Origin of the sequence: Haloferax sp. Atlit-12N (genome assembly GCF_003383095.1) — an archaeon.
Lineage (GTDB): Archaea > Halobacteriota > Halobacteria > Halobacteriales > Haloferacaceae > Haloferax.
In genome coordinates this window covers 236,195-249,950 of sequence record NZ_PSYW01000003.1, presented here as the reverse complement: position 1 = coordinate 249,950, position 13,756 = coordinate 236,195, and the positions used below count along the sequence as shown (strand labels likewise).

At 64.7% G+C, this 13,756-nt stretch carries 12 protein-coding genes; 8 read left to right on the top strand and 4 right to left on the bottom strand.

The annotated features are described in order from the left end of the window. Positions 1 to 14 precede the first annotated feature (14 nt). Positions 15 to 992: a D-xylose 1-dehydrogenase gene (locus C5B90_RS15475; RefSeq protein WP_115882870.1), complete on the top strand. Its 978-nt coding sequence runs from the start codon at positions 15 to 17 to the stop codon at positions 990 to 992. A gap of 27 nt (positions 993 to 1,019) precedes the next feature. On the opposite strand, the gene xacC is transcribed toward C5B90_RS15475, so the two are convergent. Both xacC and C5B90_RS15465 read right to left on the bottom strand, forming a co-directional pair. After that, positions 1,020 to 1,880: a pentonolactonase XacC gene (gene xacC / locus C5B90_RS15470; protein WP_115882869.1), complete on the bottom strand. Its 861-nt coding sequence runs from the start codon at positions 1,878 to 1,880 to the stop codon at positions 1,020 to 1,022. A 77-nt stretch (positions 1,881 to 1,957) separates the two neighbouring features. Further along, positions 1,958 to 2,719: an SDR family oxidoreductase gene (locus C5B90_RS15465; protein WP_199517518.1), complete on the bottom strand. Its 762-nt coding sequence runs from the start codon at positions 2,717 to 2,719 to the stop codon at positions 1,958 to 1,960. 100 nt (positions 2,720 to 2,819) lie between these two features. Between C5B90_RS15465 and C5B90_RS15460 the strand changes: the two genes are divergently transcribed. The 6 genes from C5B90_RS15460 (at position 2,820) to xacK (ending at position 9,440) form a co-directional block, all read left to right on the top strand. Next, the gene (locus C5B90_RS15460) at positions 2,820 to 3,584 is read left to right on the top strand and encodes an L-arabinose 1-dehydrogenase (RefSeq protein WP_115882868.1); all 765 of its coding nucleotides are present in this window, start codon (positions 2,820 to 2,822) and stop codon (positions 3,582 to 3,584) included. Between the two features lie 296 nt (positions 3,585 to 3,880). Continuing rightward, positions 3,881 to 5,191 (top strand): ABC transporter substrate-binding protein, encoded by a 1,311-nt coding sequence (locus tag C5B90_RS15455; protein WP_199517526.1) that lies wholly within the window; start codon positions 3,881 to 3,883, stop codon positions 5,189 to 5,191. A 54-nt stretch (positions 5,192 to 5,245) separates the two neighbouring features. Then, complete coding sequence (gene xacH, locus C5B90_RS15450) at positions 5,246 to 6,199, top strand: xylose/arabinose ABC transporter permease XacH (RefSeq protein ID WP_058828574.1); 954 nt, start codon at positions 5,246 to 5,248, stop codon at positions 6,197 to 6,199. Between the two features lie 2 nt (positions 6,200 to 6,201). Next, a complete protein-coding gene (xacI, locus tag C5B90_RS15445; RefSeq protein ID WP_115882867.1) occupies positions 6,202 to 7,131 on the top strand; it encodes a xylose/arabinose ABC transporter permease XacI in 930 nt (309 codons plus the stop codon). Positions 7,132 to 7,134: 3 nt separating this feature from the next. Next, positions 7,135 to 8,286: a xylose/arabinose ABC transporter ATP-binding protein XacJ gene (xacJ, locus tag C5B90_RS15440; RefSeq protein ID WP_115882866.1), complete on the top strand. Its 1,152-nt coding sequence runs from the start codon at positions 7,135 to 7,137 to the stop codon at positions 8,284 to 8,286. Between the two features lie 2 nt (positions 8,287 to 8,288). Continuing rightward, positions 8,289 to 9,440: a xylose/arabinose ABC transporter ATP-binding protein XacK gene (gene xacK / locus C5B90_RS15435; protein WP_115882865.1), complete on the top strand. Its 1,152-nt coding sequence runs from the start codon at positions 8,289 to 8,291 to the stop codon at positions 9,438 to 9,440. 356 nt (positions 9,441 to 9,796) lie between these two features. Here the strand turns inward: xacK and C5B90_RS15430 are convergent, their stop codons facing one another. Further along, a complete protein-coding gene (locus C5B90_RS15430) occupies positions 9,797 to 11,035 on the bottom strand; it encodes a xylonate dehydratase (RefSeq protein ID WP_115805603.1) in 1,239 nt (412 codons plus the stop codon). A 180-nt stretch (positions 11,036 to 11,215) separates the two neighbouring features. Between C5B90_RS15430 and C5B90_RS15425 the strand changes: the two genes are divergently transcribed. After that, positions 11,216 to 12,664, top strand: coding sequence for a 2,5-dioxovalerate dehydrogenase (locus tag C5B90_RS15425; RefSeq protein WP_115882864.1), 1,449 nt, complete (start codon positions 11,216 to 11,218; stop codon positions 12,662 to 12,664). A 321-nt stretch (positions 12,665 to 12,985) separates the two neighbouring features. Here the strand turns inward: C5B90_RS15425 and xacR are convergent, their stop codons facing one another. Continuing rightward, positions 12,986 to 13,741: an HTH-type transcriptional regulator XacR gene (gene xacR, locus C5B90_RS15420; RefSeq protein ID WP_004972172.1), complete on the bottom strand. Its 756-nt coding sequence runs from the start codon at positions 13,739 to 13,741 to the stop codon at positions 12,986 to 12,988. Between the last annotated feature and the right edge of the window lie 15 nt (positions 13,742 to 13,756).

Below are 13,756 nucleotides of genomic sequence, written 5' to 3'. Positions count from 1 at the left end.
CCGCACCTCTCCGCATGCAGTTTGGTATCCTCGGCACCGCAGGTATCGGCATCGAATCGGTGATTCCGGCGATTCAGGCGAGCGACCACACGGCGGCGGCCATCGCGTCCCGCGACGAGGAACGGGCGAGCGCAGTCGCCGACGAGGTCGACATTCCCACCGCGTACGGCAGTTACGAGGCGCTGTTGGCCGACGACTCTCTCGACGCGGTCTACATCCCGCTTCCCAACAGCCTCCACGCCGACTGGGTCCGGGCGGCCGCCGACCACGGCCTGCACGTGCTCTGCGAGAAGCCGCTGACCGCCAGCGCCGACGAGACGGCCGCCGTCTTCGACTACTGCGAGGACGCGGGCGTCACGCTGATGGAGGGGTTCATGTACCGCTTCCACCCGCGAACCGAGCGGGCCGCAGAACTCGTCGCGTCAGAGCTCGGCGAGGTCGTCTCGGTCACCTCGAACTTCTCGTTCCGCCTGCCCGACGGGGCGGAGAACATCCGCATCGAACCCGAACTCGCCGGCGGGAGCGTCATGGACGTCGGCTGTTACGCCATCAGCGCGGCGCGGCTCTTCCTCGGGACGCCCGACCGAGTGTACGCGAGCACGACCGACACCCGTGACTGCGGCGTCGACACCCGGATGTCGGGCGTCTTGGAGTACGACTCCGGCGCGACCGCCAGCGTCGAATCGTCGTTCGACACGCCCGAGACGCAGTACTACCGCGTCCAGACCACCGACGGCTGGCTGGAGGCGAAGACTGCGTTCAACATCGAACCGACGGCGTCCGCCGAACTCACCTACGCCACGGACGGCCGGGTCGTTACGGAGACGTTCGACCCGATAGACAACTACCGCAGCGAAGTCGAGGCGTTCGCCCACGCCGTCGAGACCGGCGAGACGCCGCGAATCGACCGCGAGGAGTCCGTCGACCTCATGCGAACCATCGACGCGATTTACGAGAGCGCCGACAGCGGGCGCACGGTCGAGTTGGACTGACGGCCCGCGGCCGCTGTCCGTTTCGACTCAGCCCAACCGAATGTCGGAGCGAAACTCGGGCCGCCCGGTCGCTTCCACGTCGAGGCAGAACAGCGCGCCCGCGTCCTCGTCGTCGCCTGCTCCGCCGTCCGGGTCGCCGCCGGCGGTCGTCACGTAGAGCGAATCGAGGTCGGATCCGCCGAACGCGACGCTCGTCACCTTCTCCGTCGGCACGTCGAACCGGTCGAGTTCGGTTCCGTCGGCATCGTACTTGACCACACAGCCGCCTTCCCAGCGGGCCGACCAGATGTTGCCCGCCGAATCGACCGTCATGCCGTCCGGCAATCCGGGCGTCGCCGGCGATTCGACGAACCGCTCGCGGTCCGAGACGGCTCCCGACTCCTCGTCGTAGGCGTACCGATAGATGGTGTGTGCCTCCGTCTCCGTGAAGTAGAACCGTTCGCGGTCGCGGGTGAAGCCCATCCCGTTCGGGATTCCGACGCCGGTCTCGACCGTCGTCACCGTCCCGTCGGTGTCGAGACGGAACAGCCGTCCGCCCGCGGACTCCGAGGGCATCGTCCCGCAGAACACCCGCCCCGCGGGGTCGGCGATAACGTCGTTGAACCGAGTCGGTGAGTCGACGATTTCGGTCACTCCTGTGAGTTCGCCGTCGACGACGCGCCCGACGCGGCCGCGGTCCATGAACGCCAGCAGCGACCCGTCGTCCTGTATCGTCACGCCGGCGATGACCGATGTTTCGACGGGACAGTCGTGTGCTCCCGTCTCGGGGTCGTAGCGGTGGAGGCGTCCGCTTTCGATGTCTACCCAGTACAGCAGCTTTTCGTCGGGGTGCCAGACCGGTCCCTCGCCGAGTCGGCACGACGTGTCGACCACTCGTGTGACGGTCATGGCCGTTCGTTCGCAACCGACCGCAAAATACGCTTCCCCCGAGGTCGTGGGGGTCGCCGCCACTTCCGGCGTCGCCTTCAGAAGTGCGATATCTTGTCTCGCCGGTAGAGGTCGAGCGAGAGCACCGTGTTCGGCGACCGCTGGCGGACCGCGTAGGCGATGGCGTCGGCGACCTCTATCGCCTCCGTCACCTCACCCTCGTCGAACGACTCCGATTGCGTCTCGCCGCTCTCGGAGCCGAACTCGGTCCGGACCTCGGTCGGGTTGACGCAGGTCACGCCGACGTTCTCCTCGCCGATGGACCCCTGTAGGCTCGACGCGAACCCGCGGACCCACCACTTCGTCGCGGCGTACACCGGATTGTGGGGCCGCGGGTGGTTCCCGGACATGCTCCCGAGGAAGACGATATTGCCCTCCGACTCCACGAGATGCGGAATCGCCTCTCTCGCCGTGTAGAACATCCCGTCGACGTTGACGCCCGTCATCAGCCGGTACTCCTCGTCGGTGAGTTCCGCGACCGGTTTGTCGACGCCGAGGCCGGCGTTGCAGACGACGATGTCGAGCGAGCCGAACAGCTCGACGGTCGCGTCGACGAGCGCCCGGACCGCGTCGGAGTCGGTCACGTCGGTCGGCACGACGCTCACGGCGGCGCCCGTCGCCGCGCGAATCTCGTCCGCGAGCGATTCCAGTCGCTCGACTCTGCGGGCGGCGAGACACACGTCCGCGCCGTCTTCGGCGAGCACGCGCGCGGTCGCCGCGCCGATTCCCGAACTCGCTCCCGTGACGAGCGCCGTCCGCCCGTCGAGCGGGTCTTTCAAAACGGTTGGTCGGTCGACCATACACCGTGATTGTGACCCTGTCGCATACGTGTTTTCCCCGTGGCAATCCGGCGACGGACGCTTGGAACACGTTTAATAGACTTCCGTCGATTGTCATGGTATGGCACGTATTGCGGTCACTGGAGCGGCTGGCAACGTCGGGAGAGTCACGGTCGAGACGCTGGACTCGGACCACGACGTGACGCCCATCACGCACCGAGAACGCGAGGGACTCGATAGCGTCATTCTCGACGTGCGCGACGAGGACGCGCTGACGGAGGCGTTCGAGGGCCACGATATCGTCGTTCACCTCGCGGCCAACCCGAACCCCGACGCGGCGTGGGACAGCGTCTACGAGGTCAACATCGGTGGCACGTACAACGTCTACGAGGCGGCGCTGGCGGCCGATGTCGACCGACTCGTCTTCGCCAGCACGAACCACGTCCACCAGATGTACAATATCGCCGACCCGGCCCGTCCGGAGACGCTGGCCGCCGACACCGAGGCGGTCGGCGTGTCGGATCCGGCGCGTCCCGACTCGTACTACGGGGTGAGCAAGGTGTTCGGCGAGGCGCTGGGCAACTACTACGCGGACCGACACGGACTGGAAGTTCTCAACCTCCGTATCGGGTGGCTCCTGACAGCCGAGGAACTCCGCGAGAAGATGGACGAGGAAGAAGCGGTCGCGCGCTACGTCCGTGCGATGTGGCTTAGTCCCGACGACTGCGCACAGGGGATGCGTCGGGCCGTCGAGTCGCCGCTTCCCGACTCGCCGCTCGCGGTCAACCTCGTCTCCGCGAACGACGACCGGTATCTCTCGCTCACGGAGACGATGCGCGCCATCGGCTACCGCCCGCGAGATAATTCGGCGACTGTCGTGGAGTGAGCGGCGACCGAGGCGCGACGTGAGTGGGGTGTCGACCTATCGCGAGGCGCGCCGCGGCTGACGACGCCCCTCCCCGCTCGCCGGTTGGTTCAGCCATAGAACGCGGTCCCGGACTATTTTGCAGAATAATTACCCAGAAATATTCTCGAGACGCGTTGATTTACCCCGTCCGTTTTTATATCATCATCAGTCATTCACAACCTATATATGAGGGAAGATAACATGGGTACAACATGGCTGAGCATGGCTGTAGCGATGAAAGTGTGAACCGTCGAAAGTACCTGAAGGCCCTATCTGTGGGTGCCGCCGCCGGCCTCGCTGGATGTGCCGGGGGTGGCGGCTCCGACACCGAAACCACCGAGGGTGGGAGCGGTTCCGACGACTCCGGCGGCGACACCGAGACCGGCGGGGACAGTTCAGGCAGCACGTGGGACTCGCAGCTCGAAGTCCTTCACGGCTGGGCCGGCGGCGACGGCGAGGCGGCGGTCACCGCGCTCATCGAGGCCTTCGAGGAGGAGCACCCCGAGATGGATACGAACTTCCAGGCGGTCGGTGCGAGCGCGAACGTGAACCTCAACGCGACGATTCTCCGTCGGCTCGCGAACAACAACCCGATGAGTTCGTTCGCCAACTGGCCGGGGAAGAACCTCGAACGGTACTCGGGCGCGCTGATGGACCTCGAAGCCGACGTGTGGGACGCCGAAGGGTTCAAAGACACCATGCAGGCCCGCGCGGTCGAACTGTGTAAGTTCAACGATAAGATGCCGGCGGTCCCGCTCGGGTCTCACCGGATGAACAACCTGTTTTACAACACCGCCGTCTTCGAGGAGGCCGGCATCGACGCGTCGAGCCTCGACAGCGTCGACGCGCTCCTCGACGCGCTCGAAACCATCGACCAGAACACGGACGTGACGCCGATGGCGCAGGCGATGGTCGCGCCGTGGACGAACCTCCAGCTCTGGGCGCAGATTCTGACGAGCCAAAGCGGCGTCGACGCGTACATGAACTTCATCGAGGGCAATCCCGACAGGGCGGCCGTCGTCGAGGCGCTCGAGGCGCTGAAGACGATCAACGAGAACTACATCACCGCCGACGCCTCGTCCATCAGCTTCACGACGGCGGGCCAGAAGGTCATCTCGGGCAACGCGGCCACCATCCACCAGGGGAACTGGGTGTACGGCATGTTCCGCGCCGACGACAGCTTCAACTACAAAGAGCAGTGGGACTGGATACCGTTCCCGGGTACGGAAGGTATCTACTTCTACCACGTGGACTCCATCGTCGCGCCGAGCAACAACCCGAGTCGCGAGGAGACCATCGCGTGGCAGAAGTTCGTCGGCACGAAGGAGGCACAAATCGCCTTCAACAACCCCAAGGGGTCGGTTCCGCTCCGCACCGACATCGACCCGAGCGAACTGACCGACTTCCTCGCGATGACCTACGAGGACCTCACCGACTCGGAGGCGTATCCGCCGACCATCGCCCACGGACTCGCCGTCACGCCCAAGACGATGGGCGCGTGTAAGACCGCCTTCGGCGACAACTTCATGGGGCCGTTCAAGGTCGAAGCCACCGCCGACGCGCTCATCGAAGCGGTCTCGGAGTAAGCCTTCGGCCGAAACTACACCTTTATCACTCACAAATAGAATATAGGTATATCCATGGCCACACACGATAACACGGAGCATGTCTCCGACGCGCCCGACGAGGCGGTCGGGTGGGAGTCGAAGCTCCAGTATTTCCTCAACAGCGACTTCGTTCGCTCCGCGCCGTACTGGGGAATCCCGTTCGTCCTCATGAGCATCGCCGTCTACGGTGGCATCGGCTACAACTTCGCCATCTCGTTTACGGATTACGAGGGCCTCGGAACCCCCGATTACTCCGCTCTCGACCTGGAGATGTATGCTCAGGCGCTGTCGAGCGACGCGTTCATCGCCGCCGCGCAGAACAACTTGGTCCTCCTCGTAGGCTTTACCACAATCTGTCTGGTGCTCGGTCTGTTCCTCGCAATCCTGTTGGACCACGGCATCCGCTTTTCCGAGAAGTTCCAGACAGTCTATCTCCTCCCGATGAGCCTCTCGTTCGTCGTCACCGCACAACTGTGGCTCTGGATGTTCAACGTCGAAAGCGGCATCCTCAACCTCGTTGTGACGACACTCGGGTTCAATCCGGTGGACTGGCTGGGGAATCCATCAATCGCGCTCGGTGCGGTGATATTCGCCCTCATCTGGCAGTTCAGCGGGTACACGATGGTCGTCTACCTCGCGGGGCTCCAGTCGATTCCCGACGACCAGTTCGAGGCCGCCCGCGTCGACGGCGCGAGCATCACTCGGACCTACCTCCGCATCATCGTCCCGCAACTGAAAGAGGCGTCCGTCAGCGCGGCCGTCGTGCTGATGGTGTTCGCGCTGAAGGCCTTCACCTTCCTGTACGCTCTCGTCGGCCGCTACCGCCCGCCGAACGGGACGGACATCCTGGCGACGCTCATGGTGCGCCGCGCGTTCAAGTTCGGTGAGTGGGCCTACTCGGCCGCCATCGCGACCATGCTCCTCGTCATGGCGCTCGGCGTCATCGGACCGTACCTCTACTACCAGTACAAACAGGGGAGTCTCTGACCATGTCACAGTCGTCACCCACAGGCAGCTTCGACGTCGCATCGCTCGTCGAGGACGTGAACCTCCGGCGCGTCGGCCAGTACGCGCTCGTCGTGTTCTTCCTCGGCTTCTTCCTCGTCCCGTTAGAGACGGGAATCATGACCGCCATCAAGACGAACGAGTCGGTCGCTCGCTCGCTCCCCTTCGCGCCGCCGGTTGGCGAGGGCTTCACCCTCGGTAACATCCAGTTCGCCCTCGAACAGCTCTCGGGGTCGTTCTTCAACTCGCTCATCATGTCGATTCCGGCGACCATCGGCAGCGTCCTGTTCGGGAGCATGGCCGCCTACGGCCTCACGATGGTCAACTGGCGGGCCCAGATGGGCGTGCTGATGCTCTTCGTCGTCGGTGTCTTCGTCCCCTACCAGGCCGTGTTGGTCCCGCTCGCGCGCTTCTGGAACAACATCTTCCCGCTCGCGCGGATGATAGAGCCGATGGTGGCGTCGATACCCTTCTTCCAGGGGTACCACGCCGACCTCGTGCCGCTCGTCATCACCCACATCGCCTACGGGATTCCCATCTGTACGATACTGTTCCGGTCGTACTACCAGAGCCTCCCGAACTCGCTCGTGGAGGCCGGTAAAATCGACGGCGCGAGCATCACGAAGATTTACCGGCGCATCATCCTGCCCATCTCGAAGCCGATGTTCGGCGTCGTGTTCATCTACCAGTTCACGCAGATTTACAACGAGTTCCTCTTCGCGTTCACGCTCGTCACCGGGTCCGACGCGCCCGCGGCACCGGTCACGCTGGTGCTGCCCGCAATCGGGGCGTCGACCTCCGGCATCGACTTCGGTATCAGGATGTCTGCGGCGTTCCTCGCCGCGGTTCCGACGCTCATCCTGTACGTCGCGTTCGCCGAGCAGTTCGCCAAGGGACTTCGCACGGAGGCCTAAGCTATGGGACAGATTCAACTCACCGACCTGACGAAGCGCTTCGGCGACACGGTCGCCGTCGACGACCTCTCGCTCGACATCGCCGACGAGGAGTTCCTCGTGCTCGTCGGTCCCTCGGGTTGTGGGAAGTCGACGACGCTCCGGATGCTCGCCGGCCTGGAGACCCCGACCAGCGGAGACATCTACATCGGCGGGGACCACATGAACTACCGCGTCCCGCAGAACCGCGACATCGCGATGGTGTTCCAGGACTACGCGCTGTACCCCCACATGACCGTCCGGCAGAACATCCGGTTCGGGCTGGAAGAAGAGGAGGGATACACGTCTGCGGAGCGCGACGAGCGCGTCGTCGAAGTCGCGGAGACGCTCGGCATCGCCGAGCTGCTCGACCGCAAGCCCGACGAACTCTCGGGCGGTCAGCAACAGCGGGTCGCACTCGGCCGCGCTATCGTGCGCGACCCCGAAGTGTTCCTGATGGACGAGCCGCTGTCCAACTTGGACGCCAAACTGCGGGCGGAGATGCGGACCGAACTCCAGAACCTGCAGGACCAACTCGCCGTCACGACCGTCTACGTCACCCACAACCAGACGGAGGCGATGACGATGGCCGACCGCATCGCCGTCATGGACGACGGCGAACTCCAGCAGGTCGCCTCTCCGTTCGAGTGCTACCACGAGCCGAACAACCTGTTCGTCGCGGAGTTCATCGGCGAGCCGATGATAAACCTCGTCCGCGGGACGCGCTCGGAGACGACGTTCGTCGGCGAGCATTTCTCGTACCCGCTCGACGAGGACGTGATGGAGTCCGTCGGCGACCGCGACGACCTCGTCTTGGGGGTGCGCCCCGAAGACATCGAGGTCGCCGACGCGGCCTCTGACGACGCCGCGATCGGCGATCACGAACTCCAGATGGACGTGACTGTCGTGGAACCCCACGGCGACCAGAACGTCCTCCACCTCTCGCACCCGGACCAACCCTCCGACGACGACGCCCTACAGGCGGTCACGGAGGGGATGCACCTCGTCACGCGGGGCGACCGCGTCACGGTGACGATTCCGCCGGACACGATTCACGTGTTCGACGCGGAGACCGGAACCGCGGTGCACAACCGCCGTCACGACCAGGAAGCCGACCTCACGGAACTCGAACAGTAGCCATGGCACGATTAACACTCGACGACGTAACGAAGGTTTACACCGACGACGGCGGCGGCGACATCGTCGCCGTCGAAGAGATATCGCTCGACATCGACGACGGGGAGTTCCTCGTGCTCGTCGGTCCCTCGGGGTGCGGGAAATCGACGACGCTCCGGATGATGGCGGGACTCGAAACCGTCACCGAGGGCGAACTCCGACTCGAAGACCGCGTCCTCAACGACGTGTCCGCGCAGGACCGGGACATCGCGATGGTGTTCCAGTCGTACGCGCTGTACCCTCACAAGAGCGTCCGCGGCAACATGTCGTTCGGTCTCGAAGAATCGACCGACCTGCCGGACGACGAGATACGCCAGCGGGTCGAGGAGACGACCGATATGCTCGGTATCTCCGACCTGCTCGACCGCAAGCCCGACGAACTCTCGGGCGGTCAGCAACAGCGGGTCGCACTCGGCCGCGCTATCGTGCGCGACCCCGAAGTGTTCCTGATGGACGAACCGCTGTCCAACTTGGACGCGAAGCTCCGGGCGGAGATGCGGACCGAACTCCAGCGCTTGCAGGATGAACTCGGCGTCACCACCATCTACGTCACCCACGACCAGACCGAGGCGATGACGATGGGCGACCGCGTCGCCGTCCTCGACGACGGCGAACTCCAGCAGGTCGGGACGCCGCTGGACTGCTACCACCGGCCGAACAACCTGTTCGTCGCGGGCTTCATCGGCGAGCCGTCGATGAACTTCTTCGACGGCTCGCTTTCGGGCGACACCTTCCGCGGCGACGGCTTCGACTACCCGCTTTCGGATGCGACCAGAGAGCAGCTCGGCGATGCGAGCGACCTCACGTTCGGCATCCGACCCGAGGATATCGCGGTCGGCGAGCGACGCTCCGGCGACCGAACCTTCGACGCCGAAGTCGTCGTCGTCGAGCCGCAGGGCAACGAGAACACCGTCCACCTGCGGTTCGCCGAAGACCACGAGGGGGCTCGGTTCACCGCGACCACCACCGGGCGGTCGAGGGTCGAATCGGGCGACCACACGACCGTCTCGTTCCCAGAGGACGCGATTCACCTGTTCGACGGGGAGACCGGCAACGCGCTGAAGAACCGAGAGCTCCCGTCGAACCGCGCCATCGGCGCGTTCATCTCCGACTGACGACCCGGCCGACACGCGCTGTCGCCGTCCGTTCTTTCACCCCTTGCGGGCCCTCCAGACACCCCACCTCCTCGGACTGACCATCCGCACCACTCTTCGGACTGACCATCCGCACCTTCTCTCGTCTTCTGTTCGCAAGCGCTGCTCCGGTAGTCAGGACTCGTCTCCTATCAGCACGGTCGCTGCTACGCGAACCGCGTCGCTCCGGTATCGAACGACTGCGAGTAAAAGGCGGCCGCGGCGGACGCGCCGCGAGCGGTGAGACGCTCACATCTCTCGGCTGCGGTGTCGCGTATCGCGTCCAGTCGGTGTGTTATGTCAGGCTGATACGGCCGCTGTGGGACAGTCTCGTTCGTTTACTCCTCGTCGAAGAGCGTCTCTCCTTCGACCATGTGTTCTCCGACGGCGTCGAGGTCGAGCGTCAGCCCGAGGCCGGGCTTTTCGGGAATCTCCATGCGACCCTCCTGAATCAGGTCGTCCTCCTCGACGAGGTCCTCCCACCAGCCGAGCTGGTAGGAGTGGTACTCGAGGGCAAGCGAGTTCGGGATGGCCGCGGCGACCTGCGCGGAGGCCATCGTTCCGATGGGCGACGAGACGTTGTGCATCGCCACGGGGATGTAGTACATGTCCGCGAGGTCGGCAATCTTCCGCGTCTCGCGCATGCCGCCGACACGAGGCAGGTCGGGTGCGATGATGTCCACCGCCTGCGGTTCGAGCAGCGTCCGCTGGCCGAACTTCCGGTAGACGTTCTCGCCGACCGCGATGGGCGTCGTCGTGGACTGGGTCACGAGCTTCTGCACGTCGTGGTTCTCCGGCGGGACGGGGTCTTCGAGCCACCACACGTCGTAGTCTTCCAGCTCGGACGCGAGGCGCTTGGCGCTCCCGCCGGTGAAGGACCAGTGACAGTCGAACGCGACGTCGGCGCGGTCGCCGACGGCCTCGGTGACGGCCTCGACGATTTCGACCTTGTGGTCGATTTCGGGGTTGCGGAGGTGGCGGTTCGCGCGGTCCTTCTCGTGGCCCGAGGGCACGTCGAGGTCGAACTTGATGGCGTCGTAGCCGAGCTCCTCGACCACGCGGACGCCCTCCTCGGCGCAGGCCTGCGGGTTGGCCTCGTCTTCGGTGTGGAGGTCGCAGTAGACGCGCACCTCGTCGCGGTACTTCCCGCCGACGAGCTGGTAGGCGGGCACGTCGAGGAGCTTCCCGGCGACGTCGTGAAGCGCGATTTCGATGCCCGAGATGGCGGAGATGACCTTGCCCGAGACCGAGCCCTCGCCGGACATCTTCTGGACGAGGTGCTCGTAGAGGCGGTCGATGTCGAGGGGGTTCTCGCCGACGAGGAACGGTTTCATCCGCTCGATGATGGCGGTGTCGCCGCCACCCCAGTAGGCCTCGCCGGTGCCGACGACGCCGGCGTCGGTGTAGACGCGGACGAGAATCCACGGGTAGTTCCCGTCGACCATCGTCGTCTGTACGTCCGTGATTTCGGCGTCGCGGACGCCGCCTCGCGGATTCGTGATATCCATCGTCTCCGCGGACAGGTCGCGCATCGTGTACTCCGCGTTCGGGTCGCTAAGCTTCGCTTGCTCAACCATTGCGCACGTATATCTCGAAAGCCACTACAAAAGTGTGTGGGTTGGTAGTTCGTCGCTCAGTTCGCGTGTACGTCCCGAGTACTCACCGTCGCTGTCCTCCGAGCACCGACCGTCGCTCGCGGCTTACAAATGGTGACAATTTCGCAAGAATTGTATGTCGGAAGAGAGAACACACGACTGATGACGGAACCCAGTAAAAACTACGTCAACGGTGAGTGGGTCGCCTCCGAGACCGGCGAGACGGCCGAGGTGACGAACCCCGCGAACCCGAGCGAGGTAGTCGCGACGTACCAGCACTCGAACGAGAACGACGCTGCGGCGGCCGTCGACGCCGCCGTAGCGGCCGAAGACGAGTGGCGAAACACGCCCGGTCCCGAGCGCGGGCGCATCCTCCGCGAGGCGGGCACGCTCCTCGCCCAGCGGAAGGACGAACTGACGGAGATTCTCATCGCCGAGGAGGGGAAGGCGCGGCCCGAAGCGGCGGGCGAGGTACAGCGCGCTATCGACATCTTCCACTACTTCTCGACGAAGGCCGCCGACCTCGGCGGCACGCAGAAGGGTGCGAGCGGACCGAACACGAACCTCTACACGCGCCAAGAGCCCGTCGGTGTCGCGGCGCTCATCACGCCGTGGAACTACCCCATCGCCATCCCGGCGTGGAAGCTCGCCCCGGCGCTCGCCGCCGGCAACACCGTCGTCCTGAAGCCCGCCTCCATCGCACCCGGCGTCGTCATCGAAATCGCCCGCGCGCTCGACGAGGCCGGCCTTCCGGACGGCGTCCTCAACGTCGTCACCGGGCCCGGTAGCTCGGTCGGAAGCGAGTTCATCGGCAACGAGGGAACGGACCTCGTCTCGTTCACCGGCAGCAGTCAGGTCGGCGAGATGGTCTACGAGCAGGCCACAGACGCCGGCAAGCGCGTTCAGACCGAACTCGGCGGGAAGAACCCGACGCTCGTCGCCGACTCGGCCGACCCCGCCGAGGCCGCCGACATCGTCGCTAACGGTGGGTTCGGCACCACCGGTCAGTCCTGTACGGCGTGTTCCCGCGCCATCGTCCACGAGGACGTGTACGACGACTTCGTCGCCGAACTCGTCGACCGCGCGGAGTCCCTCGACGTCGGCCCCGGAACCGACCACGAGATGGGCCCGCAGGTCAGCGAGTCCGAACTCTCCTCGACGCTGGAATACATCGACATCGCCGAGGGCGAGGGCGCGACCCTCGTCGCCGGCGGCGGCGTCCCCGAGGGCGAGGAAGTCGAGACGGGCCACTTCGTCGAGCCGACGGTGTTCACCGATGTCGACCCCGACATGCGTATCGCACAGGAGGAGGTCTTCGGTCCGGTCGTCGCCGTCATCGAAGTGAGTGACTTCGACGAGGGTCTGGCGGTCGCGAACGACGTCGACTACGGCCTGTCGGCCAGCGTCGTCACCGACGACCACACCGAGGCGAACCGCTTCGTCGACGAGGCTGAAGCCGGCGTCGTGAAGGTCAACGACAAGACGACCGGCCTCGAACTCCACGTCCCCTTCGGCGGGTTCAAGCGCTCGTCCTCCGAGACGTGGCGCGAGCAGGGCGACGCGGGTCTCGACTTCTACACCATCGAGAAGACCGTCTACGACAACTACTGAGCGGCTCCCTGCGGCCGTCGATGCGACCGCGACCGGCTGCCATCGTCTCGTTCTTTTTGTCGTCTTTTCTCCTCTCCTCTCCTCTCCTCTCCTCTCCTCTCCCGTCACCTGCACTCTCATCCGGCCGATACTGTTGGCTCAGTCCGCCCCAAACCCGGTTCTCTATAACAGAACGAAGTTCTACGGGTGATCACAGTACGTGTTACACGTATAGGTGTGTAATTTTCAGTTGTAATCGTGCGCCGAGAGCTGTGTTAACACGGTTCTACATAGAGAATTCGACTGGCTCGCGTCCTGTTCCGAGATGGAGAACAGGGGGTGTCAGTAGTTGATGTTGAGTTCGACGACGTTCGCCGCGCTCAGGACGCGTTCGGGGAGCGACCCGTGGAGGTCTTCGTCGCTGACCCGGCTGGCGGGTGCGGAGACGCTGATGGCTCCGAGCACTTCACCGGAGGACGATTTGATGGGTGCCGCGAGACAGCGCAGTCCTTCGAGGCGCTCGCCGTCGTCGATAGCGTAGCCTCGCTCGCGGACCGCTTCGAGCACCTGGAACAGCTCCTGTCGCGTGCCGATGCTCTTCGGTGTCTTCTGTTCGAGACCGTGGCGCTCGATTATCTCGTCCACCCGGGACTCTGGGAGGTTCGCGAGAATCGCCTTCCCGAGGGCGGTCGTGTGCAGGTTCGTTCGGAGGCCCGCGTAGGTGTCGAGGTCGACGGCGTCGTCGCCTTTCGCCCGCATCAAGTAGACGCCCATCCCCTGTTCTTCGACGAGGAGGTTGGCGAGTTCACCCGTATCGGCGGCGAGCGATTTTACCTCGGGTTCGGCGACCTGATACACCTCCATCGACTTCCGACTGTGACCGCCGACTTCGAGGAACTTCAGCCCGACGCGGTAGTCGTCGCCGTCCTTGAGGACGTACCCGTGTTTCTGGAGGGTCGTCAGGTGGTTGTGGACCGCGCTCTTTCCCATGTCGAGGTCGCTCGCTAGCTCCGTGACCCCACAGGGTCCTTTCTCCATCAACTCCTCGACGAGCGCCAGTGTCTTCTCGGTGGTTCGCACCGGATGTTTGGCGTCCATAGCTACTCGTTGTCA

Coding starts and splice junctions, on each gene's coding strand:
- C5B90_RS15475 (WP_115882870.1), top strand. CDS start 15: ATGCAGTTTGGTATCCTCGGCACCGCAGGTATCGGCATCGAATCGGTG.
- xacC (WP_115882869.1), bottom strand. CDS start 1,880: ATGACCGTCACACGAGTGGTCGACACGTCGTGCCGACTCGGCGAGGGA.
- C5B90_RS15465 (WP_199517518.1), bottom strand. CDS start 2,719: ATGGTCGACCGACCAACCGTTTTGAAAGACCCGCTCGACGGGCGGACG.
- C5B90_RS15460 (WP_115882868.1), top strand. CDS start 2,820: ATGGCACGTATTGCGGTCACTGGAGCGGCTGGCAACGTCGGGAGAGTC.
- xacH (WP_058828574.1), top strand. CDS start 5,246: ATGGCCACACACGATAACACGGAGCATGTCTCCGACGCGCCCGACGAG.
- xacI (WP_115882867.1), top strand. CDS start 6,202: ATGTCACAGTCGTCACCCACAGGCAGCTTCGACGTCGCATCGCTCGTC.
- xacJ (WP_115882866.1), top strand. CDS start 7,135: ATGGGACAGATTCAACTCACCGACCTGACGAAGCGCTTCGGCGACACG.
- xacK (WP_115882865.1), top strand. CDS start 8,289: ATGGCACGATTAACACTCGACGACGTAACGAAGGTTTACACCGACGAC.
- C5B90_RS15430 (WP_115805603.1), bottom strand. CDS start 11,035: ATGGTTGAGCAAGCGAAGCTTAGCGACCCGAACGCGGAGTACACGATG.
- C5B90_RS15425 (WP_115882864.1), top strand. CDS start 11,216: ATGACGGAACCCAGTAAAAACTACGTCAACGGTGAGTGGGTCGCCTCC.
- xacR (WP_004972172.1), bottom strand. CDS start 13,741: ATGGACGCCAAACATCCGGTGCGAACCACCGAGAAGACACTGGCGCTC.